Origin of the sequence: Saccharopolyspora spinosa NRRL 18395, assembly GCF_000194155.1 — a bacterium.
Classification (GTDB): Bacteria; Actinomycetota; Actinomycetes; order Mycobacteriales; family Pseudonocardiaceae; genus Saccharopolyspora; species Saccharopolyspora spinosa.
On sequence record NZ_GL877879.1, the window covers coordinates 1174111 to 1197930 of the forward strand.

At 64.2% G+C, this 23820-nt stretch carries 24 protein-coding genes and 1 pseudogene; 10 read left to right on the plus strand and 15 right to left on the minus strand.

What is annotated here, in order from left to right; genetic code table 11:
• Positions 1 to 126 precede the first annotated feature (126 nt).
• Both SSPN_RS45550 and SSPN_RS0124455 read left to right on the plus strand, forming a co-directional pair.
• The gene (locus tag SSPN_RS45550) at positions 127 to 3033 is read left to right on the plus strand and encodes a DEAD/DEAH box helicase (protein WP_010310169.1); all 2907 of its coding nucleotides are present in this window, start codon (positions 127 to 129) and stop codon (positions 3031 to 3033) included.
• A 264-nt stretch (positions 3034 to 3297) separates the two neighbouring features.
• Positions 3298 to 4950: a transposase gene (locus tag SSPN_RS0124455; RefSeq protein ID WP_029535682.1), complete on the plus strand. Its 1653-nt coding sequence runs from the start codon at positions 3298 to 3300 to the stop codon at positions 4948 to 4950.
• Between the two features lie 585 nt (positions 4951 to 5535).
• Here the strand turns inward: SSPN_RS0124455 and SSPN_RS49240 are convergent.
• From SSPN_RS49240 to SSPN_RS57010, 9 genes are all read right to left on the minus strand, one after another.
• Complete coding sequence (locus SSPN_RS49240) at positions 5536 to 6516, minus strand: zinc-dependent alcohol dehydrogenase (RefSeq protein ID WP_010310173.1); 981 nt, start codon at positions 6514 to 6516, stop codon at positions 5536 to 5538.
• On the minus strand, positions 6513 to 7184 hold the full coding sequence (locus tag SSPN_RS49245) for an HAD family hydrolase (RefSeq protein WP_049887661.1): 672 nt from the start codon (positions 7182 to 7184) through the stop codon (positions 6513 to 6515). The genes SSPN_RS49240 and SSPN_RS49245 overlap by 4 nt, the downstream gene beginning before the upstream one ends.
• 18 nt (positions 7185 to 7202) lie before the next feature.
• On the minus strand, positions 7203 to 8600 hold the full coding sequence (tyrS, locus tag SSPN_RS0124475) for a tyrosine--tRNA ligase (RefSeq protein ID WP_010310177.1): 1398 nt from the start codon (positions 8598 to 8600) through the stop codon (positions 7203 to 7205).
• Between the two features lie 74 nt (positions 8601 to 8674).
• The gene (locus SSPN_RS0124480) at positions 8675 to 9706 is read right to left on the minus strand and encodes a nucleotidyl transferase family protein (RefSeq protein ID WP_010310179.1); all 1032 of its coding nucleotides are present in this window, start codon (positions 9704 to 9706) and stop codon (positions 8675 to 8677) included.
• A complete protein-coding gene (locus tag SSPN_RS0124485; protein WP_158309639.1) occupies positions 9703 to 9936 on the minus strand; it encodes a hypothetical protein in 234 nt (77 codons plus the stop codon). Before SSPN_RS0124485 ends, SSPN_RS0124480 begins: the two co-directional genes overlap by 4 nt.
• A 26-nt stretch (positions 9937 to 9962) precedes the next feature.
• Entirely contained in the window at positions 9963 to 10472 is a 510-nt protein-coding gene (locus SSPN_RS49250; RefSeq protein WP_049887662.1) for a glycosyltransferase family 2 protein, read from the minus strand.
• On the minus strand, positions 10469 to 11152 hold the full coding sequence (locus SSPN_RS0124495) for a class I SAM-dependent methyltransferase (RefSeq protein ID WP_010310185.1): 684 nt from the start codon (positions 11150 to 11152) through the stop codon (positions 10469 to 10471). The genes SSPN_RS49250 and SSPN_RS0124495 overlap by 4 nt, the downstream gene beginning before the upstream one ends.
• On the minus strand, positions 11149 to 12294 hold the full coding sequence (locus tag SSPN_RS0124500) for a hypothetical protein (protein ID WP_143539711.1): 1146 nt from the start codon (positions 12292 to 12294) through the stop codon (positions 11149 to 11151). Before SSPN_RS0124500 ends, SSPN_RS0124495 begins: the two co-directional genes overlap by 4 nt.
• A 187-nt stretch (positions 12295 to 12481) precedes the next feature.
• Positions 12482 to 12643, minus strand: a complete 162-nt coding sequence (locus SSPN_RS57010) for a hypothetical protein (protein WP_010310189.1) — start codon at positions 12641 to 12643, stop codon at positions 12482 to 12484.
• A gap of 262 nt (positions 12644 to 12905) precedes the next feature.
• On the opposite strand from SSPN_RS57010, the gene SSPN_RS0124510 reads away from it, so the two are divergent.
• The 3 genes from SSPN_RS0124510 to SSPN_RS0124520 all read left to right on the plus strand — a co-directional run bounded on the left by SSPN_RS0124510 (position 12906) and on the right by SSPN_RS0124520 (position 16008).
• Positions 12906 to 14015, plus strand: a complete 1110-nt coding sequence (locus SSPN_RS0124510) for a glycosyltransferase family protein (protein WP_202798911.1) — start codon at positions 12906 to 12908, stop codon at positions 14013 to 14015.
• Positions 14016 to 14764: 749 nt separating this feature from the next.
• Positions 14765 to 15088, plus strand: coding sequence for a transposase (locus SSPN_RS0124515; protein WP_010310192.1), 324 nt, complete (start codon positions 14765 to 14767; stop codon positions 15086 to 15088).
• Positions 15088 to 16008, plus strand: a complete 921-nt coding sequence (locus SSPN_RS0124520) for an IS3 family transposase (RefSeq protein WP_010310194.1) — start codon at positions 15088 to 15090, stop codon at positions 16006 to 16008. Before SSPN_RS0124515 ends, SSPN_RS0124520 begins: the two co-directional genes overlap by 1 nt.
• Positions 16009 to 16041: 33 nt before the next feature.
• Here the strand turns inward: SSPN_RS0124520 and SSPN_RS45570 are convergent.
• Positions 16042 to 17332 (minus strand): annotated as a pseudogene (locus tag SSPN_RS45570) (IS1380 family transposase); the annotation flags it as partial.
• A gap of 98 nt (positions 17333 to 17430) precedes the next feature.
• On the opposite strand from SSPN_RS45570, the gene SSPN_RS0124530 reads away from it, so the two are divergent.
• Entirely contained in the window at positions 17431 to 17784 is a 354-nt protein-coding gene (locus SSPN_RS0124530; protein WP_010310196.1) for a hypothetical protein, read from the plus strand.
• Positions 17781 to 18047, plus strand: coding sequence for a hypothetical protein (locus SSPN_RS0124535; protein WP_010310197.1), 267 nt, complete (start codon positions 17781 to 17783; stop codon positions 18045 to 18047). Before SSPN_RS0124530 ends, SSPN_RS0124535 begins: the two co-directional genes overlap by 4 nt.
• Positions 18048 to 18297: 250 nt before the next feature.
• Here the strand turns inward: SSPN_RS0124535 and SSPN_RS58630 are convergent, their stop codons facing one another.
• Positions 18298 to 18720 carry an ATP-dependent DNA ligase gene (locus tag SSPN_RS58630; RefSeq protein WP_083822094.1) on the minus strand — a complete coding sequence of 141 codons (423 nt, stop codon included), beginning with the start codon at positions 18718 to 18720 and terminating at the stop codon, positions 18298 to 18300.
• Positions 18721 to 18725: 5 nt separating this feature from the next.
• On the opposite strand from SSPN_RS58630, the gene SSPN_RS45580 reads away from it, so the two are divergent.
• Positions 18726 to 19058, plus strand: coding sequence for an NUDIX domain-containing protein (locus tag SSPN_RS45580; RefSeq protein WP_010310201.1), 333 nt, complete (start codon positions 18726 to 18728; stop codon positions 19056 to 19058).
• Here the strand turns inward: SSPN_RS45580 and SSPN_RS62905 are convergent.
• Together SSPN_RS62905 and SSPN_RS61775 are read right to left on the minus strand one after the other, a co-directional pair.
• A complete protein-coding gene (locus SSPN_RS62905) occupies positions 18989 to 19252 on the minus strand; it encodes an ATP-dependent DNA ligase (RefSeq protein WP_420188299.1) in 264 nt (87 codons plus the stop codon). The genes SSPN_RS45580 and SSPN_RS62905 overlap by 70 nt on opposite strands.
• Before the next feature lie 76 nt (positions 19253 to 19328).
• On the minus strand, positions 19329 to 19454 hold the full coding sequence (locus SSPN_RS61775) for a hypothetical protein (RefSeq protein ID WP_010310202.1): 126 nt from the start codon (positions 19452 to 19454) through the stop codon (positions 19329 to 19331).
• Between the two features lie 89 nt (positions 19455 to 19543).
• Between SSPN_RS61775 and SSPN_RS0124565 the strand changes: the two genes are divergently transcribed.
• Complete coding sequence (locus SSPN_RS0124565; protein ID WP_010310204.1) at positions 19544 to 20443, plus strand: phosphotransferase enzyme family protein; 900 nt, start codon at positions 19544 to 19546, stop codon at positions 20441 to 20443.
• 1 nt (position 20444) lies between these two features.
• Here the strand turns inward: SSPN_RS0124565 and SSPN_RS0124570 are convergent, their stop codons facing one another.
• Positions 20445 to 21830 carry an NsdA family TPR-like regulatory protein gene (locus tag SSPN_RS0124570; protein WP_010310206.1) on the minus strand — a complete coding sequence of 462 codons (1386 nt, stop codon included), beginning with the start codon at positions 21828 to 21830 and terminating at the stop codon, positions 20445 to 20447.
• 1086 nt (positions 21831 to 22916) lie between these two features.
• Entirely contained in the window at positions 22917 to 23192 is a 276-nt protein-coding gene (locus tag SSPN_RS55335) for a hypothetical protein (RefSeq protein WP_143539712.1), read from the minus strand.
• Here SSPN_RS55335 and SSPN_RS0124585 point away from each other — a divergent pair.
• Complete coding sequence (locus SSPN_RS0124585; protein ID WP_010310213.1) at positions 23191 to 23535, plus strand: hypothetical protein; 345 nt, start codon at positions 23191 to 23193, stop codon at positions 23533 to 23535. The genes SSPN_RS55335 and SSPN_RS0124585 overlap by 2 nt on opposite strands.
• Positions 23536 to 23820 lie beyond the last annotated feature (285 nt).

Below are 23820 nucleotides of genomic sequence, written 5' to 3' on the forward strand. Positions count from 1 at the left end.
ACCGACACGCGACCAAGGTCGCCGGCGACGAACGCGCCTCGTCTTAGCCGTCAGCCCCTATGCCGTCAGCCCAAAGCGGTAAATTCTCGGTGGACGTGATCGATCGAGTGCTGTGCTGGGGCGTGGATGGAAATCTTCGGGGTTCGCGACGACCTGATCAAGGACTACCGCGAGTTCACCTCCAGCTTCGTCGACATCCGTGACCGCTGGGTCCGTGAGCATGTCGAGGCCCGGGAGGCGACGGGCTACCAGTGGCCTGATCCCTGGCTGTCGTTGAACCCCAACTTCGCCTCCGGCGGGTCGGTGACGGACCTGGTCACCGAGGGCGTGCTGCACCCGTTGGCCGAGCAGATCTTCCGCCTCAAAGAGCACAGCCCTGACGGTCGAGTGCTGCGGCTGCACCAGCACCAGCGCGAGGCCGTGGAGGCCGCGCGTGCCGGCCACAGCTATGTGCTGACCACTGGTACGGGCTCTGGCAAGAGCCTGGCCTACATCATTCCGATCGTCGACCGCGTGCTGCGGGCCAAGCAGGCAGGCACCCACCAGCCTGGTGTGAAGGCGATCGTGGTGTACCCAATGAACGCCCTGGCCAACAGCCAAGTCGAGGAACTGCGCAAGTTCCTGGAGATCGGCTTCCCCGAGGGGCCTCCCGTCTCGTTCGCCCGCTACACCGGACAGGAAAGCGAGGAGGACCGGCGCAAAATCATGTCGGACAAGCCCGACATCCTGCTGACCAACTACATGATGTTGGAGTTGATCCTGACCCGCCCCAAGGAGCGCCAGGGGCTGGTCCAGGCTGCCCAAGGCTTGCAGTTCTTGGTCTTGGACGAGTTGCACACCTACCGAGGTCGGCAGGGAGCGGATGTCGCGCTGCTGGTCCGACGCCTGCAGGACGCCTGCGGTGCTGGCGCAATCCAGTGCGTAGGCACCTCGGCGACCATGACCACCGAGGGCGACTGGTCCGCGCAGCAGCGACAGGTGTCCCAGGTGGCGTCACGGCTGTTCGGAGTCCCCGTTGACCCGGCCCAAGTGATCGGCGAGACCCTGGATCGGGTCACCGATGCCGCCGTGGTCAACGCCGATGTGCTGAAGCAGCGGCTCGGGGCCGCTCCGCCGGAGGACTTCGAAGGCTTCGTCCGTGATCCGTTGGTCGCATGGGTGGAGACCGTGCTGGGGTTCGAATCCGACAGACCGGCTGGCCAGCTCGTCCGACGTCGCCGCTCATTGACCACGCGCGAGGCGGCTGGACTGTTGGCAACGGAGATCTCGGGGGATCTTGAGGAGTGCCGCACGTCGATCGAAGCGGTGCTGGAGACCGGTTCCCGGGTGATCAACCCGGCGACCGGCCGCCCGGTATTCGCGTTCCGGTTGCACCAGTTCTTGTCCAAGGGTGACAACGTGCATGTGACCGCTGAGCCGCCGGAGGAGCGCTTCATCACCAGTAAGTACCAGGTCACCGCGCCTGGTACGGATGAGCTGGGACGGACGCGGCGGCTGTTCCCGCTGTCGTTCTGCCGAGAATGTGGCCAGGATTATCTGGCCGTGAGCCGGATCACCGAGTCCGGGGCAACCCGGTATGAGGCACGGCGGGACATCGACGCCAGCGGGGGCGACGAGGCGTCCGGTTACTTGTTCATCAGCTCGGACTACCCGTGGCCGACCGATCTGGAAGACGCCCTCATTGAGGGGCGGCTGCCCACGTCGTGGATGACCACCGGTCTGGGCGGCAGCCTCGTGGTGGTGCCGGGCAAGGAGAAGTACCTCCCCGAGGCTGTGCAGGTCACGGTGGATGGTATCGAGACCAACTCCGAACAGGCCACGGCTGCCGCCTACGTGCCGAGCCCGTTTCCTTTCTGCCTGCGCTGCCGTGCCGCGTATGAGCAACAGCGAGCACAGGACTTCGGCAAGCTCGCGAAACTCTCGGCCGAAGGCCGAAGCTCGGCGACCTCAGTGATCAGCAAGAGCATCGTCCGGACGCTGCGAGCACACGGTGAGGACCTGGAAGACGACGCCAAGAAGCTGCTGGCCTTCGTCGACAACCGCCAGGACGCTTCACTGCAGGCCGGGCACTTCAACGACTTCGTCCAGGTCGTTCAGCTGCGGGGCGCACTGCACCGAGCCCTGTGTGCTGCGCCTGAAGGGCTGACCCACGAGGTGGTCGCCCAGCGTGTGACCGAGGCGCTGGGGCTGACACCGGCAGTTTTTTCCACGACGCCGAACCCGCGCTACAGCCAGAAAGACGAGGTCTGGCGGGCGCTGCGAGAAGTGATCGGTTACCGGCTCTACCTGGACCTGGAGCGCGGCTGGCGGGTCACGATGCCAAACCTGGAGCAGACCGCGCTCCTGCGCGTGGCCTACCAGGACCTGCCGGAAATCGCCGCGGATGAAGACAACTGGCAGGGCCGGCACAAGCTACTGTGCGAAGACGATCCGCAGCACCGTGAGGAAGTCGCGACCCAACTGCTACATGAGCTGCGTCGTAGCCTCGCGATCGACGTGCCTTGCTTGACCGAAGAGGGCTTCCGCCAGATCGAGCTGCTGTCCGACCAGCACCTCAAGGAGCCGTGGTCGCTTCCGGACAAAGAACGGCCCCCGCTGGTCGGCGCGGCCTTCCCAGGACCAAGTAAGCCGGGCCGAGCCCGCCAGGACGCCTACCTCTCAGGCCGGGGCGCCTTCGGCTGGTATATCCGCCGGGAGTACGACGACCGTGCCGGTACGCGGCTGAAGTCCGACGATGCCCAAGAGATCATCCGAGACCTGTTCGAGGTCCTGGAGGACTGCGGACTGCTGGTCAAGGTGGTGCCGGAAAACGCCGACGGTGTGGCGGGCTTCCGGTTGCGCTCCGCGGTGATTCGCTGGGAGCCCGGTGACGGTGAGTCACCGACCGAGGACCGAGTGCGGCGCACCTTGGATCAAGAAGGCGGCCCCAGGGTCAACCCATTCTTCCGTGACCTGTATCGAGACGCCTCCTCGTCGTTGTCGGGGCTGCATTCCAAGGAACACACCGCCCAAGTGCCTGTGGGGCTCGTTTAGCCCGGATCCACCGGTGTTGTGGTGAAAGTTTGTGCGGGCGGGGGTCGTGTCGTGGTGGGGCAGATGCCCTCTGGCCTGGGATGATTGTTCTTTGTGAGAGAGACAATCGGTTCCTGGATGAGAGGGCACCCGGATCCACCGGTGTTGTGGTGAAAGTTTGTGCGGGCGGGGGTCGTGTCGTGGTGGGGCAGATGCCCTCTGGCCTGGGATGATTGTTCTTTGTGAGAGAGACAATCGGTTCCTGGATGAGAGGGCATCTGCTGGATGCAAGCATCGCATAGTGCCGGCGCAGTGTCGGTGAGGTTCGATGATCCGAATCTCGTGTCATGTGTGGGATTGGTACCGGTGATGCGGCTGGCCGAGCAGGTCGGTGTGGCTGATCTGGCTCAGCAGACGGTGAAACTGTCGCCGGATGTGGGGTCGGCGGGGGCGAATCCCGGTGTGAAGGTGTCCTCGATCGTGGCGGGGATGGCCTGTGGTGCGGACTCGTTCGAGGATCTGGGTGTGATCCGTCACGGTGGCATGCCACGGTTGTTCGACGGGATCCGGGCGCCGTCGACACTGGGCACGTTTCTGCGTGGGTTCACCTACGGGCATGTGGCGCAGCTGGAGAAACTCGGCAGGCTAATACTGGAACGCCTGGCCGGGCGGTGCGGGTTGTTGCCGGAGGCCGATGAGCTGGTGTTCGTCGATATCGACTCGAAGATCAAACAGGTCTACGGGGCGGGTAAACAGGGCTCGGCGTACGGGTACACGAAGGTACGGGGCCTGAACTATCTGATGGCCACGATCTCCACCCCTACCGCGGCACCGGTGGTCGCGGCGACCCGGATGCGGGGCGGTAACGCCAATTCCGCCCGCGGCGCGGCGACGCTGATCACCACGGCGATCACCACGGCCCGGGCGTGTGGTGCGACGGGGACGATCGTGGTGCGGGGTGATTCGGCGTTTTTTACCGGCCCGGTCATCGCCGCGATCCGCAACGCCGGGGCGTATTTCTCGGTCACCGCCAAACACACCGCCACGGCCCGGGCGTGTGGTGCGACGGGGACGATCGTGGTGCGGGGTGATTCGGCGTTTTTTACCGGCCCGGTCATCGCCGCGATCCGCAACGCCGGGGCGTATTTCTCGGTCACCGCTGCCACTCGCCACCGCATGAAGGCCGCGATCGCCGGGATCGGCGAGGACACATGGCAGACCGTGCGTTTCAACCGGCCGGTCTTCGACGCCGCGATCCGCAACGCCGGGGCGTATTTCTCGGTCACCGCCAAACACACCGCGTCCGTGAAGGCCGCGATCGCCGGGATCGGCGAGGACACATGGCAGACCGTGCGTTTCAACCGGCCGGTCTTCGACGACCGCGCCAAGCGGTGGATCCATGAGGGCGAGATCGCCGAAACGACACTGGAGGCGTTCACCAACGTCACCCAGAATCCCGACCGTGCGGTCACCGCCCGGCTGATCGTGCGCCGCACCCGGATCACCACCACCGATGCCACCGGCGAGTTGTTCCCCGTCTGGCGCTATCACGCGGTGTTCACCGACTCCCCGCACGAGCTGCTCACCGCCGAGGCCGAGCACCGCGGCCGCGCCGGGACGATCGAGCAGGTCTTCGCCGACCTCAATGACTCCGCCGCGGCCCACCTGCCCTCCGGGCAGCTCGCCGCCAACGGCGCCTGGCTGTCCCTGGCCGCCCTGACCCACAACCTGATGCGCGCCGCGGGCAGCCTCGCATCGCAGTTCCACGCCAAAGCCCGCACCGCCACCCTGCGGCGGCACCTCATCACGATCCCGGCCCGTATCGCCCGCTCCGCCCGCCGCATCGTGCTACACCTCCCCGCCGGCTGGCACTGGAAACAGGCCTTCACCAGCCTGTTCACCGCAACCCACTCCCCGCCGACCACGGCCTGCCCCTGACCACACCCGCCCACAAGGCGCCGACCGGAGACCGCAGTGGATAAGCCGGACCACCAGGCCGGCGGACCCCGCACACCCACCACCAGCATTATTGATCAACACCCCCCCAACCTTGATCAACAACCCAAACCAAAACCAATTCGGTGGATCCGGGACCAGCAGCCCGCCCCCATGCCCGACATCAACGCCCGCAAAGTCCTCCGCACGCGGGTCCTCGGCGGCATCATCAACGAATACCGATACGCCGCTTAACCTGCGGCGATGACTTTCCGAGCCCCACAGGACGCGGACCTGTCCTCGGAGGCTATGGAGAGCAGGAGTTTCAACGAACGGCACTCCATGTCAATGCTCAACGAATACACGAACCCACTTCAATACCCACCGCCCGCATCAAAGCCTCGACCAACAACCCCCGGAACACGATCCGACGACGGTGGTCCCGATCGACGCCCCATCCGACGTCACAAGGTCCTCAACGGACTGATCAACGAGTACACCCAAGCCGCGTGATGCCCGTGAGAAAACCCAGGTCAAACCCGTTTCCGAATTTTGGCACCCTACACCTCACACGGATGGTTGCCGGAATCAGATGTCCTTGACGGTGAGCACCTGACGGCCGGTGTGGGGGCTCGGACGTTCAAGGACAGCGCCCAGGTCCGCGAGTCCGCCGACCTGGGTGACCAGAAGTCCCGCAGCGTTCGAACACTGATCGAGAAGTTTCAGTCCCATTTCAAAGTCACCGAGGCTGCGCCCACAGTAGGAGAAGGAGCCGATCAGGCTGATCGACCGACGAAAGATGTCCCGCAATGGAAGCGGCAGCACGACGTTGGACTGGTAGGCATTCTGAACGACGACGGTGCCACTCTCGCGAACGAGATGTAGAGCCAGTTCCAGCGGCGTTGAGTCGGCTCCGCTAGCCGCGTCCACCACCACATCGAAGCCGCTGTTTTCGGGAAGTTGTGGCGGCTGGAATGTGGCGGGAACGGCATCGACAATCGCTCGTGGTGGCGGGCGGCCGTCGCGGTGTATGACGGTGACATCCCACCCGTGCTGGTTGGCGTACAACGCGGTGAGGAGGCCGACCGTGCCAGCGCCGATCACGGCCAACCGACCTGTTGGGGAGATTGGAGTGCAGCGCAGCCCGTGGATTGCCACGGCCGCGGGGTCGGCAAGGACGGCGTGGAGGGGATCGACGCCATTCGGCAGAGGGTGAGCGTTTGCCGCTGGTACGACGACCTGTTCGGCGAAAGCACCGGGCAGGTCCCAGCCGAGGCGTCGCAGGCCCGGGCATAAGTGGCTGTCACCTGCCGCACACGCGTTGCAGGTCCCGCAGGAGATGAGCGGGTCGATAGCGACCACGCGGCCGGTGGGATCGGTACCGACGATTTCGTGGCCCGGTCTCCACGGCTCAGGCAGAGCGAAAACGTGGGGACGCACTAACTTCGGTAGGTCGCTGCCGCAGATGCCGGCGTGCTTGATGCGAACGACCATCTCACCCTCGGCCGCCTGTACTGGCGCCACCTCGTGCAGATCGAGTTTGCCGTTGCGGATCTCCCACGCCCTCATTTCTGCTCCGTCAAGTAAGGCGGCACGCTCTCTACCGCGTCCAGCACAGGGCCGTGCCAGTCGGTATCGCCGAACGCAACGGCATCGGCAGGGCCTCGGCGACGGACGGCGACGGCGGCCATTCCTGCGGCAAGCGCGCCATGCAGTTCGTCACCGCCGCCATCTCCCACGTACAGCGTTCGGTGCGCTGGCACGCCCAACTCCTCCAGGATGCGCCGGTAGAGCCGTGGGTCGGGTTTGAGGGCGCCGGCAGTGCAGCTGAACACCGCTGTGTCCACGAGCGCAGCCAGCGGACTCTTCGGCCATGCGGCGGCGATCTCCGCGCTGGCGTCACTGAGGATGCCAATCCGGAGCCCCTTGCTGCGCAACGACTGCAGCGCATAGACAACCGAGGGTGCCGGCACGAGACGGGCCTGCCCAAGTGCGCGTAACCGGTCTGCGACCGGTCCGATCACCTCGCCTGGCCTGTCGGCGGCATGGACGAGATGCGTGGCGAGGTCGCGCAACGTCGGTAGGGTGCCGTTGTGGCGGGCATGCCACGTGTTACGGAAATACTGATCGACCGTCGCGGTCCCGCATCCGATCACGGCTGCCAGCCCAGAGGCCGCGCGGGTGCGTTCCTGGGGCGTAGGTGCGGTGACGAGAGTGCCGAACAGATCGAACGCCACGGCGTCCACAGGCGAGGGTCAGTCGGTGGGGTTGATGCGGGCGAGCTTGCGTCCGACCTTGAGGTAGAAGTCGCCGAGCTGGCCGTCGAGCTGGTCCTTGACCACGGCCGCCAGCGGCTCGCGAGCCTCATCGGCGCTGAGCGTCACCTGCTCTTGGTTGCCATCGGACTCGACTACCAAGCGCAGCCCGTTCTGCTGGGCGACGCGACGTACATCCCCATTGCTCGTAGCGAAGCCCAGAGCCTTGACCACCTCGGTGATCGACATGCTCACGTCCGCCACCGTGGGCAGGTCGTCCACCTCACCAAAGGCGCGCTTGGAAAAGCGCGCGATGAACTCCTCACGGGCCTTCATCGCCGCGTCAACGCCGTGGATGGCGGCGGTGACTTCCCCCGCAAGGATCTTCTTCAGGTCCATTGGGTGCAGCGAGCCGCTGTTAATCCGCTCTCGAGTGACGGCCAGTTCGGAGTCCACCCACTCCGACAGCGCCTGGAAGTAGGGCTCCACCAGCCGATCGGGTACCGACATGATCTTGCCGAAGATCTCGCCGGGTGGCGCTGTCAAGGGCACGTAGTTTCCCTTGGATTTGCTCATCTTGGTCCCGGAGCCGTCGGTGCCCTCGATCAGTGAGGTGGCGACGACCAACTCAGGGGTTTGGCCGCAGATGTCCATCACTTTGCGGCACATCTGCATGTTCAGGAATTGGTCGATCCCGCCGAGTTCCAGGTCGCAGTTGGTCTCCACCGAATCCAGCGCCATGACGACTGAGTACAGCAACTCGGACAGCGACAAGCCTTGCCCAGCGTCGAGCCGCTTGCGGAAGTCCTCGCGTTGCAGCGGCATGGACACGGGTATCTGCGCGGTGATCTCGATCATTTTCGGCAGCGTGATCTGCCGCAGCCAGTCGCCGTTGTGCCGGAACTGGGCACGCTCGAAGTCGAAGAACGGACTGACCTGCTCCCGGTAGGTGGAGAGGTTACGGGCGATGTCCTCGTCGGTCAGCGCCGGTCGCTCGTCCGACCGACCGGAGGGGTCGCCGATCTTGGCGGTCATGTCGCCCACGATGAACACCACCAGGTGCCCCATCCGCTGAAAGCGGCTGAGGATGAGCATCGGCACCGTGTGCCCGAGGTGCACCTCGGCGCCGGTGGGGTCGATGCCGAGCTTGGCGATGAACCGGCGGCCTTCCTTGTCCGCCTCGATGATCCGCTCGGCGAGCGCGTCGGCGGACGGTTGAAGCTCCTGCGAGCGGGCGGCGATCAGGGCGGCTTGCTCCGCCGGGGGCAGGTCCGACAGATCCAGGCTGCGGCGCTGCGTGGACTCGGTCAGCAGCTCCCGCACGGTGGCGTCGGCCGCAAGGTCCGCGTCCTTGAGCAGGGCGGTGGCCCGGTCAACGGACTGGCTCAGTCGGGTCATCGAAAGCTCTCCGGATATCGGGTTGCGCGTGATATGACGATGTTAGCGGGGCGCGACGAGCCGACTCCTCTTGGTTAACAGGGCCACAGACTGATCACGTCGATGACGTGGTTGGTGAGGTCGACCACAGCACGCTGCCAGGTTGGGCCAGCCTCCCGACAGTATTCGTGCAAGTCGAGCAAGGCGGCGGCATCGTAGCGGGGCAGTTGGCACATGAGCTGGTAGGTGGCCGACTCTTCGGGGATCGGTGGCTCGGCGGTCAGCAGACGGCCTATTTCCTCCGGCGGGGTGGTCACGTCCAGAGCCGAACCGGGGATGCTCTTGCTGAACTTCGGGTGACCGCCGAAGCCTCGCACCATGCGGGTGTAGGCGGCGGTGAGCGCGAAGTCCGACCGCAGCGGCACATGTTCGTCGAGACGTGCCCGCGTCTGCTGGGCGAAGCGCACGTAACGGTGCTCGTCCACACCGAGCATCACCAGCACCGCGTCGTGGTCCTGCCCCAGGGCGAGGAAGTCGGCGGCCATCAGCGACAGCGAGAGGGCACGGCGGAAGGTCATCGCCGCGTCGACCAGCCCGCGGTCGACGTAGTAGCCGTGGTTGTCTTCTTCGGCGGCGTCGAAGTCGGCCTGTTCGACGTAGCGGCCGAGCAGGTACATCGCTTCCAGCGCGGGCAGATGGCTGGCCTGCGAGCGCACGATCCCGGCTGTGTCGTCGAAGCCCAGCCGAAGGCTGTACTCCCGAAACCGCTCGGCCAGCTCGCATACCTCCGCGTAGGGCTTGGTCTTGCCGTTGTAGGCATCAAGGTCGCCAAGCACGATCTGACAGCGCTCGCCACCGCGCTGAAGTTCGATCATCTTGAGAATATGGGAGACCGTGGCCAGGTGCGGCACGCCGGACATGCCGAACCCGGTGGTGACGATCCGTCGTTGCGGGCTAGCACGCAGGTAGTGGTCACCGTGGTGGTGGCACAGGTAGCGGGCATTGAGGGTGTCGGCGTCTAGGCCGGCCAGGATGAAGTCGAACTGCCGCAGATCGAACGGGGTGTAACCGAACTCGGCGAGCACCTGCCGGTAGTAGGACTCTGAAAACAGCACAGCGTTGGTCACGCGAAGGGTCCCTTCTGGGGAGTGCCCAGCGCGTCGCGCTCGCGCTGATGCTTGGCGTTGTCGCGGTGTTCGGCGGCCCGTTCGTGATAGCGGGCAGTCAGAGCAGTGAGCTGGTCGGGCCGTGCCCAGGTCGGCGGACGATCGTGGAGCTGGTCGAGCCGGGCGGCGACCTCATCGCTGACGTTCGCCATGTACTCGGCGAAGACGCCGGGTGTGCGGCGATCAGTCATGCTCTCCTCATGCACCCGGTAGCGGGTCAGGGGCTCTGGCAAGCGGATGCCGTGGCCGAGGTCGGCCAGCACGTGGAAGAACAACTCGTTGGTGACCGGCAGTAGATCCCGCGCGGCAGCGGTGCGAACGACGAGCGTGCTGGTCGAACCGCCCGGATGAGTGCGCTCGGCGAACGGAAAGCCGTCGGCATCGACGGCAGGAAGGCGGGGTTCGCGAGATGTGGGGCCAGTCTGCGCAGCTTGTCCGGCGTGAAAGCGTCGTCGGCATCCAGTAGGGCGAGCCATTCTCCGGACGCTTCATCAACGGCACGGGTGAGCGTCGCTGCGAACCCTTCGTGGGCCTTGTTCACGACGCGGACGCCGGGAAAACGTGCGTACACGTCGTGGCTGCGGTCGGTCGAGCCGTCATCGATGACAACTACCTCGGTCAGGTCGTAGTCGCCTGGCTCCTGGCTGACCGCGCTCTCCAATGCCTCGCCGACGTAGCGCTCATAGTTATGGCTCAATACCACGATCGTTACCGAAGGCTGCGTCATCCGGCACGCTGTCGTTCGCAAGGGCCGAGTACGACGAGCTGCGTGGTCATCCCGCCGCCGCTGTCGTCGCTGCGCGTCAGTCCGAACCGTTCGATCGCGGCGGGGAAGCTTTCGACAAACGCCCGGAACTCATCTTGCGCCCACTCACGTACATGCGACGGGTTGGCCGGCGGCCCGAGGTTTTCCGTGCCAGCCCGCTTGTCACGCGCCGGGGTGGAGACGACCGCGCACGCCGCGCCCCGGTCAAGTAGCCAGCAGATCAACCGCATCGCTGGGCGCGGGTCGATCAGATGTTCCAGCACATCCGAGCACACGACCACCGATCGGGCAATCACCTCGGTGTCGAGCGGCAATGTCGTCGCTGCCTCCAAGTCGGCGTCGAGCCATCGCCCGACCGGCAGGTTTGCACGGCACCACTCGATATTGGGGCCAAAGTCGATACCAACGAGATCCAGATGAGGATGCTGCGCGGCCAAGGCGACGAGCTTGCCGGCTCGTCCGCAACCTAGATCGATGATCACCCTGCGGTCGTGCTGCTGGGCCAGCACAAGCACCTCGGGGTAGACATCGGGCTGCCAGGTGATCCCGTTGTCGATGTCTACGAAGTATTCCGGGGGCACGCGTGGCGTATAGCCATGCCGGAGGTAATGAAGATCGGGATCGAAATCCACGCGGATCACGCCTTCCCGCTAGGAACCGGGAACGCCGTGATCTTTGCCAGAACGGTGCCGCTACGCAGCGCGTCCTCGGCCAACTCCCGCCCCTCAACCAATGAACTCGCCACACCACTGCGTACCAGCAGGAAGGCACTGTTCACAGCGACCACGGCGCGGTGGCTGTCCAGACCACTGCCAGCGAGCAGATCTGCCGTGCGATCGACGGCCTCAGCCGAACCTAAGGGCGCCGGAAGACCCGCCACTGCAGCACCAGTGGCAGTTTCGTGCTCGATCGCGCTTACCGCGACCGGCCCCACGACACCATCCCGCACCCGGCAGCAACGCAACTCACCCACCATTCCGATCTCGTCCAGATAGTGGCCACTGGGCAACCGCGTGCTCAGCGCGTCCACGTCACCCATGCCAAACCGGCTAAGCACCTCTGCGGCCACGTCCACGCGCGGATGGGCCAGGCCGAAGATAGTGACATCTCCCCGAACCGGGCTCGCCAGCGGCGCGAGCCCGAAGGAGAACGGATTCGGCGCATGGAACCGGCCGCCATAAAGGCTGTCCAGCGCAGGGATCTCTGGCTCGATCGCAACAAAAGCGAACCCGCATGCGTCTAGGTCAGCACGCACGCCCGTCGCTGTTCGATGCTCACGAAACCCGAGCGCACGCACCAGATCGCGCGAGCCCAGCGTCGAGGATGTCGCGGCTGACCCGACCTTGATCACCCGTGCGCCAACGGCAGCAGCGACCAGCGCGGCAGGGGTGGAGACGTTCAGTGTCCGCACGCCCTTCTTACCGCTTCCCGCCAGCAACAACACTCGGCGACCATCACCACCGAGCATCGTCGGCGCTGGGTCGTCGTCCATCGCGAGCGCGCTGCGCAGCAGCGCCTCCACCTCATCAGCCGCCGGGCCTCGCGTGATGACAGCGGTCAGCAGCGATCCCAGGACCACATCTCGGGTCGGCGCAGGCACCTCGGAGATAGCTTGGAACGCATCAGAGAGTTGTGCGGGTAGCACGTCATCACCTACCGAGATCCGGCCAAGCACCATACGGATCGGAGCGGGTAGATCCTCGGGGTTAAACGACGATGAGACATGTTCGCCCGCAGCGTCCTTATAGGACAGCGTTGGCGAGATTTGCCGTACCTCGGGCACGATCGGAAGCGAAGATCCTCCCCTGCTCTGGATATCTCGAGCGTTCACCGACGGTGTCAATCTGAACACCAGACGACCCTATTGGGATCTTGCGATCACGCGGCGTTCTTTGAACGTGTGCTACCCAAACGGAGCAACTGGCAACTCGAAGCGATCACACTGGTTAGGCCACTGATCACGGGGTCGATCAGTAGCATCGCTGTGCGTAGACGATCGGGCGAAGGGCGACTTCGAGATGGTTGTCGTAGGGCATCAGCGGATCGCCACCAGTGAATTCGACCCACTGGGCGGCCGACTCGTGACGGATGTGGTCGATGACGCGGCGCACCGTGTCTGGATCTGCGAACACCCTGTTGCGTTCGCGGTAGCAAAATCGGCATACGCCAGGTGATGCGGGAGCCGATCTTCAGCTCGTCGTGGGTAAGAATCACCCATTCTCGCAGACGGCATCGTCACGTCCGATCTCGGCAGCGTGGCCGCGCCACGCAACGCCGTGCTCGGCAACATACTTTCAGACGGTCCCAAACCCTTGATTCGCCGAGCATTCGCATTACGCGACACGCAGTTTTCCGCATCTAATCCAGATGACCCCGCGACACCGAGGAGATTTAATGACGAGCACATCAGCAAGCAGCAACGCTATGCGCGTTGTGCATTTGCCTGCCCGGACCCCATATGTGTGGAAACTGCACGATCAACGTTTCCAGATCGTCAACAACGCCGCCATAGGAGACGGAAGCGTCGTACCACCCGATGTGACAGCCGCGTGGTTACTCGACCATCGCCCATTGACGTGGCTCGACGTGCTGCATTTGCACCATATCGAGCTGGAAGAATTGGAAGCATTAGAACGACTGCTCGACGCGTGTACTGACGCAGGCGTGCGCATCGTGCACACAGCGCACGACATTCATGCTATGTTCCGCGGTAACGACGAGCTGCAGAAGCGTCTGCGATTGCTCGATTCCGCCGGCATCGACTGGATTTGCCTGACTCACGGCTCCGCGAACGCACTGACCAGCCTTTTGGACAGCGACAGCAACGCGACTGTGATCCCGCACGGATACGTCGCCGACCCGACTACTCTCGAAAACAAACAACGCGATCGTGCCCAAGGCCGACAGCGGTACCTGTTATTCGGGGCGGCACGTCCCAACCGCGACCAACTCTCCGCAGTCGTAAACTGGAGCCTGTTTACGGAGAAACCCGAACACGAGCTACATCTGTTAATGCGAGGATTCAGCCCAGCGCACTTCAGCGACCCCTCGAGCCAAGTGCCTCGCCTACTCGATGCGATCCACACCGATCCTCGCATCAAGACCACCATGCGCGGCTACCCGACGGACGACGAGGTGATCACTGCCGGACTAGCCGCGGACGCGCTGCTGATGCCCTACCTGTGGGGAAGCCACTCCGGACAGCTCGAACTCGCCTTCGACCTCAACCTCCTGCCCATCTGTTCGTCCGTAGGATATTTCTCTGAGCAGTTCGAACGACACAAAGGATTCGCAATTGAGCCAGAATGGTTTGATTGGTCGCACGGAAATCCATACCTTTTCGGCGAACGCTTCGTCGCCGCATTAGAGCGCGCAGCCGAACGACTAGCAACAGAAAGCCTCGAACTGAATCCGAACTTTCTTGAATACAGGCGGGCAGAACACAAACAAATCCTGAACCAGCACGCCCAAATATACGGACGAACCAGCAAAACTCGCACCTAGCCTCCTTGTCCAGGAAACGACATTCCCAAGAAAGGTATCTTGTACCCCATGACCACGGTTAGCAAATTACGAGCACCGAACTGATCGCTCGCGCCATCATCCAGCGTGACCACCACATATTGGTGTGCCGGCAGAACACGAAGAACTGGTTCTACCGTGTAGTGGCTATGGATCGGCGTCTTCTGGATCACGCTGTTGGTGTTCAGCCGTGAGGTGACGCAGTCTTCCCGTGCGTCGTCACGGTCGTATCCTCCGACCGTGACGACGCACGGGCGGGCGTACAAACTAGCGGAATCCCCTCTGCGCGACCACAGCAGTGTGGCCCGGGTGCGGGCAGCAGCGGACGCAGCCGGGGTGGTGCTCTGACAAGATCTACCCCTAGTAGGGGTAGGTGCCGGCCAGGTTATGGCCGATCTGTTCGCGCATGCTCGGGTGGATACCTAGCCTCGGTCTTTCGCGCGGTATCTCGTTGATGTTGTTGCCAGGTCCTGTTGATCTTGTTTTGGGGTGGTTCGGTAGACGGGCATGGTTGGTCCGCCGACTTGCTTCTGTCGGCCGCTCCAATGTCTTTCGGGTCGTAGGTGCAGCGGGTTCGGGTTAGGTGAACGCTGCGCGGATCATCAGCCAGCCTGCTGCGATGGCCTTGGCATGTCGGCGGGTCTCATCGATGCGGACCCGGACTTTGAGGTTCCCCCTGGGTAGTGGACACCGATTTAGCAGGACCGTGCCCTGCTGGAAGGATGTCCGTTATGCCTGCCCGCAAGCGTCGGTCGTTTACGGCCGAGTACAAGGTCGAGGCGGCACATCGTGTGATCGACACCGGTCGCACGATTGCCGAAGTTGCCCGAGAGTTGGGAATCGACCCGGGAATGTTGAGCGTCTGGGTCAAAGACGAACGCCGCCGAGTGGAGGCGGCAGCAGCGATCGGGGACGAGCCGTTATCGGCGTCGGAGCGAGCCGAACTGCAGGCGTTGCGGAAACGAGTTGCCGATCAGGACAAGGACATTGCGTTCCTGAAAAAAGCCTCGGCGTACTTTGCCGCGATGCAGAACAACCGAACCGGTTCGAACTGATGGTGAAGTACGCCGCCCCCGACGCCATCGCCACCACGGCCGGCACGACCGCCGCACTGGAGCAGTTCAGCATCACCCGGATGGCCCGGTTGCTGGGGGTGTCCACGTCCGGCTACTACCAATGGAGAAAACGCAGAGCGGCGACGGAACTGACGCCGCGCCAGCAGCGCCGTGCCGATCTGGCGGTGAAGATCCTCGACGCGCACGCCGACTCCCACGGCACGTACGGGTCCCCGAGAATCACCACCGAGCTGCGAGAACGCGGCGAGACGGTGAACGAGAAAACCGTCGCCGCGATCATGGCCGAGATCGGAATCGAGGGCATCAGCCCGCGCACCTTCAAAGTCCGCACCACGGTGACCGATCCGGCGGCGTCGTTCCCACCGGATCTGGTGCGGCGCCGCTTCGATCCGGGTCGGCTCGATGCGGTCTGGCTGACCGACATCACCTACCTCACCTGTGGCGAGGGTGATATGTACTTGTGCGCGATCCGAGATGGGCATTCCCGCCGTGTGCTCGGGCATGTTGTTGCCGATCATATCGATGCCGATATGGTCTGTCAGGCCATCGACGCGGCGGTGGCCTGCCGCGGTCGCAGTGTAGTCGGCACCGTGCTGCATTCCGATCGTGGCGGCGAGTTCACTGCGATATTGACCGAGAAAGCCTGCGCCGCACACAGGCTGAAACGGTCAAGGGGTGAAACCGGAATCTGCTGGGACAACAGTCCTGCGGAATCGTTCTGGTCGTCGTTTAAGCACGAGCACTACTACCGGCATGTTTACACTACCAAGGCGGAACTCGTTGCTGCGGTTGACAATTGGATTGCGTGGTACAACAATAAGCGTCGGCACTCCGCCATCAGGATGCTCAGCCCTGTTCGCTACGAGCAGTCCCTGACAGGCACAGCGAAGGCTGCTTGACCCCCTGTCCACCGTTCGGGGGGAACCTCACTTTTGCCGGGCACCACGGGTGATCCTGGCGGCCACGTGTAGCACGAGGTTGCGGAAGGTGGCGATCTCGGCGTGCGCCAGCACCGGTGTGCCGGTGAAGCCCAGCAGTTTCGCCCAGCACACCAGATCGGTCGCGGCCAGCAGTGTCTCCAGCCAGGCGGTGTTCTCCGCGATCCCGCGACAGGGCAGATTCCGCAGCCCGGTGGCCTTGGCCTCACGGATGCGGTCCTCCACCCGGGCGTGTCGGCGGTGGTTGAGTTCCCGGCCGGCGGTCTGTCCCGGGATGACCCGGTCGGGGATGTCGGTGATGAACGCGGTGATCCGATGCCCATCCACATCGGTGAACGTCAACTGGGCGCCGGGATGGGGGCGCTCGGCACGCACGATCACTGTTACACCCGAGGGCAAGGCCGACAGGTCGAGCATCCCGGTCATATCAGCTACCCACGCGCCGTCCCGGATCCCTCCATCGCCGTCGATGGCCGATTCCCAGCCATCGTCGGGAACCTGGTCGACGACGGCCTGGATGCGGGCATCCACGGGGAGCCCGAAGGAGAACCACACGCCCCGGTCCCGGCACGTCTTCGCGAACGCGTGGGTGGCGCCGGCCGAATCCGAGCGGGCCACCACCCGCACCGAGCCGGGATCACCCGGACGTGGCCGGGCGTGCTCGGGTAACGCGGCCAACGCCTGATCCAGCACCGTGATGTGGTCGGCGGCCGTGTTGCTGCCCGCGTTCCCAGAGCGCAGCAGACCGGCCGGCGCTTCGCCACTGGAGACCTCCGGGCGGTCCAGGAACGCCGGCAACGGATGAAAACCGAACGTCCGTTTCCACGTCTTCGCCGCGTTTTCCTTGTCCTCTGAATGGGAAATCGTGACCGTGGCGTCGAAATCGATCTGCAGCAACCCGTTCAGGTCCGCCGCCCGCACCCGCCGCCCACGCCCGCCCCCGTGCCGCCGCTCTCGCGGACAGCACCCCCGGCAGATGCGCTTCGTCGATCCGGTCGAGCATTCGCCAGGTGGTCGGCATACTGGCCACCGGCCCGCACACTTGGTGCTGGTCACCGAAGACCTCAATATGCGAGACACAGTCCGCGCCGTCAGCGATGGCCACCGCCATATCCGTGAACACCCGCCCGGGCGCATGCACCCACGGACCCGCATAGGTATCGGCCAACGCCTCATTCACCCCTGCGATCAGTCCGGTGTCCTCGGCCAACTCCCGCAACACCCTCTTTGTCAGGCTGGTGTGAGACACCCTGAGTGAGTCCGGGGTCTTGAGCGAGGGCGGGATCGGAGATCCTTGAACACGTGTCCACACCACCTGGCAAGCAGCCCCGGCCGTCCACCCCTGCCAACCAGGCCGACCCCGCACCGCGTCCCACGCGGCGAGTGTTCAGCACGGAGTACAAGCTGGCGATCGTCGCTGAGTACGAGAACGCCCCGAATGGGGAGAAAGGCGCGCTCCTGCGGCGGGAAGGCTTGTATTCCTCCCACGTCATCGAATGGACGCGAGCCCGTGACGCCGGTGTCCTCACGGTGGCACCGGACACACCGTCGGGCCCGGCGCGACGGAGGAAGTCCGCCGAGCAGATCGAATTGGAGAAACTTCGCCGCCAGAACGAGAAATTGAAGGCGGAACTGGCGAAGACGCAGATAGCGCTCGATATCATGGGAAAAGCGCGCATGCTCTTGGAAGGACTCTCCGAGAGCACGGACAACGACGGGCCGCCGAAGACATCATGACGACCGCGTTCGCCGAACTCCGCGATGCCGGAGTGTCAGTGAAGAAATCGTGCGTGCTGACGGAAATATCCCGCGCCACCCACTATCGGCACGCCCACCCGCAAGGCCGGCCGCACGGACCGTGGTTGCCGCGCACACCACCACCGCAGGCGCTGACCGACTCCGAGCGGGCGCAGGTGCTGAACCTGCTGGCCAGTCCCGCCTACCTTGATCTTGCGATCCCGCAGGTCTGGGCGCGTGAGCTGGACGAGGGCCGCTACTGATGCTCGATGTCCACGATGTATCGCATCGCCATGATCACCCAGCACACCCACCGGACGAACACGTGACAATCCTTCTGGTCGGCTCGGACCAACTCCGGTTCGAGCCCACCAGACAGCGAGATGAGCCACAAGTACCACCGCGCAGCTGACCTGCACGGATGCGGTTTTCGGCAAGGGCAGCGTTGGGGTGCGTAGCGTGAGGTCAGGCGCTTGGCGACGATTCGTTCCAGGTGATGCTGTGCCGCGATCTCTAGCATCTGCGCCGGGTGAGGTCGGTGCAGGCCTCCGGGACCCGGATCGGGCCATACTCCAAGCCGAGCACGGCAAGTTGCTCGCGGCGCTCGAGATAGGGCGCGGTGAGCAAGTCGGCACCGTCGAGGTGCAACAGGTCGAAAAGGTACAAGCAGACCGGCACATCCCGCAGCAGCGCCGTGGTCAGGCGAGTTCTGTGAATCCGATTCTGTAAACGCACGAAGTCGGGTTGACCGCCCGCGCCGATGGCGACAATCTCGCCGTCCAAGACAACGCGCCGCGAGCCGATACACCAACCCGCGCGAAACAGCTGGGCTAGTGTCCTGAGGTCATCTGGATGCACCCAACGCACCCCGTCCGCCTCGTCCTTCCGGCGTTCACGAAAGTGATCAGCAACTACCGCAACCTCAAGGAGGCCCACCCGGCATGAGCCTGCCCGACGTCAATGACCTCACCCGCCAAGACACCGCTGACGGCATCCAGCAGCAAGTCGTCGGCGCCGTCATCGACCACAACGGACAGATCCTCCTCCTACAGCGACCGCGCAACGGCTTCCGCGGCGGCGCCTGGGAACTGCCCTCCGGCAAAACCGAACCCGGCGAAGACCTCACCACCGCACTGCACCGCGAAGTTCTCGAGGAAACCGGACTTACCATCAAAACCATCACCGGCTACCTCGGTGCCTTCGACTACAGGTCGAAAAGGTACAAGCAGACCGGCACATCCCGCAGCAGCGCCGTGGTCAGGCGAGTTCTGTGAATCCGATTCTGTAAACGCACGAAGTCGGGTTGACCGCCCGCGCCGATGGCGACAATCTCGCCGTCCAAGACAACGCGCCGCGAGCCGATGACATGCGCGAGGGCTCGTATCTCGGCAAACGAGCTCGACACCTCCCGGCCCGAGCGGCTGATGACCCGGACACCCTCCGACCCAGCGACCACCAACGCGCGCATCCCGTCCCATTTGATCTCCACGCGGCTTCAGGCTTCGGCACCCTTCGTTTCCGGGCGGGCGCCGAAGGGGTGTGTTTCAGACGAGATGGATTCGTTCGAGTTCCTTGCCTCGGCGGATGAGCACATCGCTGCCGTCGACCTTGGTCGCACTGAACTGGATACCGACCGCGCTCGCAGCCTCGTACGGCGCCGCCACCATCATGCGCCGGCGACTTCAGGAACGTCCGTCAACCGCAGACGGGTCGCAGCTAGCCTCAAGGGGAAGCTGCGCTCGGAGTGGAAGGCCTTGGGATGACTACCGCGCCCTTTAGCCATGAGTTGACCAGGCGGATCGCGCTGTTGGCGTGTGAAAAGGCGGGCCTGCGGGCCGCAGATCGCGATCTTGCATTGATCCGCTTAGGTGAGAATGCCCTGTTCAAGGTGGCGGCCGAAGGCGTGGTCGTGCGTGTTGCGCGCACACTTGATTACTGGCCGGACGTGGCACGCGAGGTAGCAGTGTCGCGCTGGTTGCACTCCGCGGGTTTGCCTGCGGCTGAGATCGTCGAAGCCATCGATCAGCCTCTGGCAGTCGATGGCCACCCCGTGACGATCTGGCGCTACATCGCCGGTGGGCCTGCATCGTATGACAGGATCGGCGACCTTGGTGCGCTCCTGAGGGGACTGCACCGATTGACGGCTCCCGATGAGCTGACGCGGCACGATGACGACGTCCTCGGCCGAGTGCAGAGCAGGGTCGAGTTGGCACCGATTTCCGAGCCTGACCGGGTATTCCTTCTGCGGCGACTTGCTGAACTCCGAGACGAGGTCGCCGACCTCGACTACGTGCTGCCTCCGGCCGTGATTCACGGCGACGCCCATATTAAAAACGTGATGGTGGCCGACGGCAGAGCGATCCTCATCGACTTCGAGAGAGCTGCCTACGGCCAGCCCGAATGGGACCTAGGCATGACCGCGACCGAGTACAGCACGGCAGGATGGTGGCGCAGCGATCAGTACCAAGCGTTCGTCGACGGCTACGGCTTTGACGTCACGCGATGGCCAGGTTTTCCCACCGTTCGCTCAGTGCACGAACTGAAGATGACGACCTGGATCATGCAACGGGTTCGCGACAGCACGGACATCGCAGAGGAGTTCGCGAGTCGAATGCGGACGATCAGGGACCGGGCGCCGTCGACGTGGAACCCGTGGTGACTCAGGTCGGCTTCGTCAGCGACAGCGTCGGGTAGCGTTCCAACACCAAGGCGCGGAACGCGCGAGTGCGCCGATCACGCGGGTGCCGCGCAACGAGATCGGCATGAAAATCCAGCAGGTATCGATGATACCTGCTGCTATCCAGTGCACCAGCGAGCTCGATCGCTTGGTGCGCTTCGCTGATCGCCTTGTCCAGGTCGTTGTCCTGCAACGCCGACGCCGCGTGGACGAGGCGCAAGAAGGCCTGGGTGCGCGCCGGCATGCCGTCAACCGCATCTGCAACGTTCGCCCGTGCGTGACCCGGCTGTCCGAGATCACGAAAAACATGAGCCCATTCGCCCCCCAGCTCTTTCTCGTCAACGTAGGAGATCCACGCAGGTTCAGCCGCCGGCTTTGCGCGGTCGAAGGTCTCCTCTGCACGATGCATCACGACCGCGGCGCTCCGCGCGTCGCCGAGGCTGGCCAGGGCGCGCGCCTCCATCGCCAAGAACATCGTGGTCACAGTGGGAGTGGCGACGTTGGCAGTCGCGGCCTGGGCGGCGCGTGCGTACTGGACGGCGTCCTGGAAGTGCCCCAGATAGTTCGCCTGGTGCGAGAGGTTACTCAGGAGTCGACCCCCGAGCAGGCGGTCGTTTGCTTCGTGAGCCAGTCGGAGCCCTTGCGTAAAGAAGCGTTGCGCAGCCGCATGGCGGCCAGAATCGTAACTGGCCCATCCCAGAAGTTGAGCGACCTCCGAGGCCGCCGCGAACAGCTCCCGTTGAACCCGCTCGGGATGATCTTGCCCCAGGACCGTAACGATGTGATCCCGAAAGAAGCTCATCAGTAGGCCACGTGTATAGCCACCACCGTACTGAAAATCGAGCTGCATGAACGACGCGGTCGTGTCGCGGATGCGAGTCGGCAGGGCGAGGCCGGTCGCGGACGACAATGATTCCTCGGCAGGACTGGGCTGCGAGAAAAGATAGCTGCTGATCACATTCCCGGTGGTGTCCGAGGCCCAGTCGGGGCCGCTATGGCAGCCAGCCATCTCAGCCTTGACCACGTTCGTGAGCTGAGAGATCGCAGTATCGACGCAGTTTGAGTAGCGGTCTGCGCCAATGTCGAGGTCTGACGACGGAGAGCTCGTTCCTGGAAACCCGAGCTCATCGAGCCTGACGTGACGTCCGAGCCTAGCGGAGAGCACCTCCGCGATGTACTTCTGTGTTCGAACCTCTGCGAGGGCGCCGTTGCCAATCCATCGGAGAACACGCGCGTGATCAGTGCGAACCGGCGGATCGTCGCGCCGTCGAATGCTCAACGCCCTGATTTGAGCAGCAAGCCCCTTGCTGCTCATTCCGGCGGCATCCATCAAAGCTTTAAGGTGCGGATTCTTCACGGTCTCGGCCATCGGTGATCCTCCACGGGTGATTCTTGCACCATCCGCGCACACCCCGCGCACACCCCTCACGCAACAACGCACACCCCGCGCACACTGTTGCGACCGGCGACAGCTGTGGTCCTCTGTTCGTCGACGGCCTTCGTGAACACGGAGCTACGCCACCGACATTCGCTGCTGACCGCGGTTCTACTGGCGCGGGTGGACCTTTGGAGAGGACCGGTGAGGAGAATCCGCTCCGCCCAGCCGGCAACGGCACCCTTGTTAGATCCACCTCTCGCGCCTTTCTGCCACGGAATGGTCCTAGACGGACCCAACACGTGGTCTGCTTGGGCCGACCATCACGAGGAGTACCACCGTGCCCACATCTTTAGAGATGTTGCGCGAGTATCCGTTGCAGACCACCACCGTCGACTTCGGCGATGGCCACGGATGTCGTCGCTACCGCACGCAGTTCGGCAAACATGCTTGCATTCACGGCAACATGACTCGGACAGCCCAGCTGATGAGGCGCGACGAGACCCGATGACCAACGTTGATCGGGCCTCTGCTTGTGCGTCATCAGTGTCGTGACACCAGGCCAGGCCGGGAGCCAACGTCAATGAAAAAGTTCGGATTGTTCGGGTTGCGGGACGTTCCCGGCCCACCGCGCATGGCAGGAACCTGTGTAGGTCAACGACACCTCACGTCCAGATTGATCTCAACGAGGGGTAGACCGATGGAACATCTGCCGTTCATCGCAACGCTGCAGCCGAGCTCAGCTCGGCTGCGGCGGGCAACCAAGTCCGGGCACTGCTGCTCCAGCTGGAAAGCCCAGGGCACCGCAGGGTTGGAGTGCATTCACGGATTTCCACTGCTGCAGCGCGACGTGCGCGCCGCTGAGCGGCGAGCCAAACGGATCCCGGTGCCAGAGGCGGCCGAGCGGGAACCGTCCGAGTGCGTGTGACTATGAGCCAGTCCTTTCGTCCTCCGGTGTCGTCTGAATCTCCGCGCCGCTATTCAGTGCCACCGGTAACCCCGCGCGGCATATGGATCGCGCGGCACGGCGGTCACCGAGTGGTCCACGTGCACCTCGTGTGCACCGAGGGGTCCTCCACCTCACCACTGGGCGTTCACCGGACGTTGTGCGATCTGCGGCTGGGCGACGATTGGGTTCACTTCCGCCGTGTGGCTCCATTGCCGAGCTGGTTGACGGTGTGCCCGCTGTGCTTGGCCAGTCCCAGGATTTCGCTGGACCTCGCCTTGCGCATCGAGCGGCATCTCATCAGCCGCGAACCGCTGACCGCCGCACGGCTGATGGATCGCCAAGACGCCACCGGATTGATTCCCCGAGTTCCGTTCACCGACAGTCTGGTATTCGAGGTCGATCGACATGCTCGCGATGGAACACCCGTCATTCGTGCTGGAACAAGCGCGAGCGCAGCAGCAGCACCGTACGCTGCTGCCTCCGGTGTACCTCGGCGACTTCCGCACGGCGCTATACAGAGCGATGCCGAACGTCCGGTACCACAGTTGTCCCGACGACGGCGGGATCGCGCACCTATTCATCATCGACGCCGGAGCTGCCGACTCGTGGGTGGTCTGGTGGCAGCGCGAAGACGGCTCCCACACCATTGCGGAAGCCGGCCCGTACGCGCTCCGCGACCGCATCAACCAGATCGCTGGCGATTGGTTGATCCACATCGCCACCACCGTGGAGATCGCGCACATCGCGTGATCCAGGGGCACCAGGCAGTCGGCCGCCTGTAACCGCGCACTGATCTCGGCCCGTTCTGTGTCCCCGCGCCACCAGGACGGGTCGCGGGCTGGCTGCTGCCCCAACGACGTGGCAGCAGCCAGCCACACCACCAACCACGACCACAAGCCGAGGGCTGGAACTGTGACTGCACCCCAGCGCAGACACGGTCTCAGGCCTCCCCGACCCGCTGGACGGACTCACCCCATGACCCGAACACACGTCCCGAGACCTGCCCGTGCGGAGCGCCGTCGATGAGCGAGCACG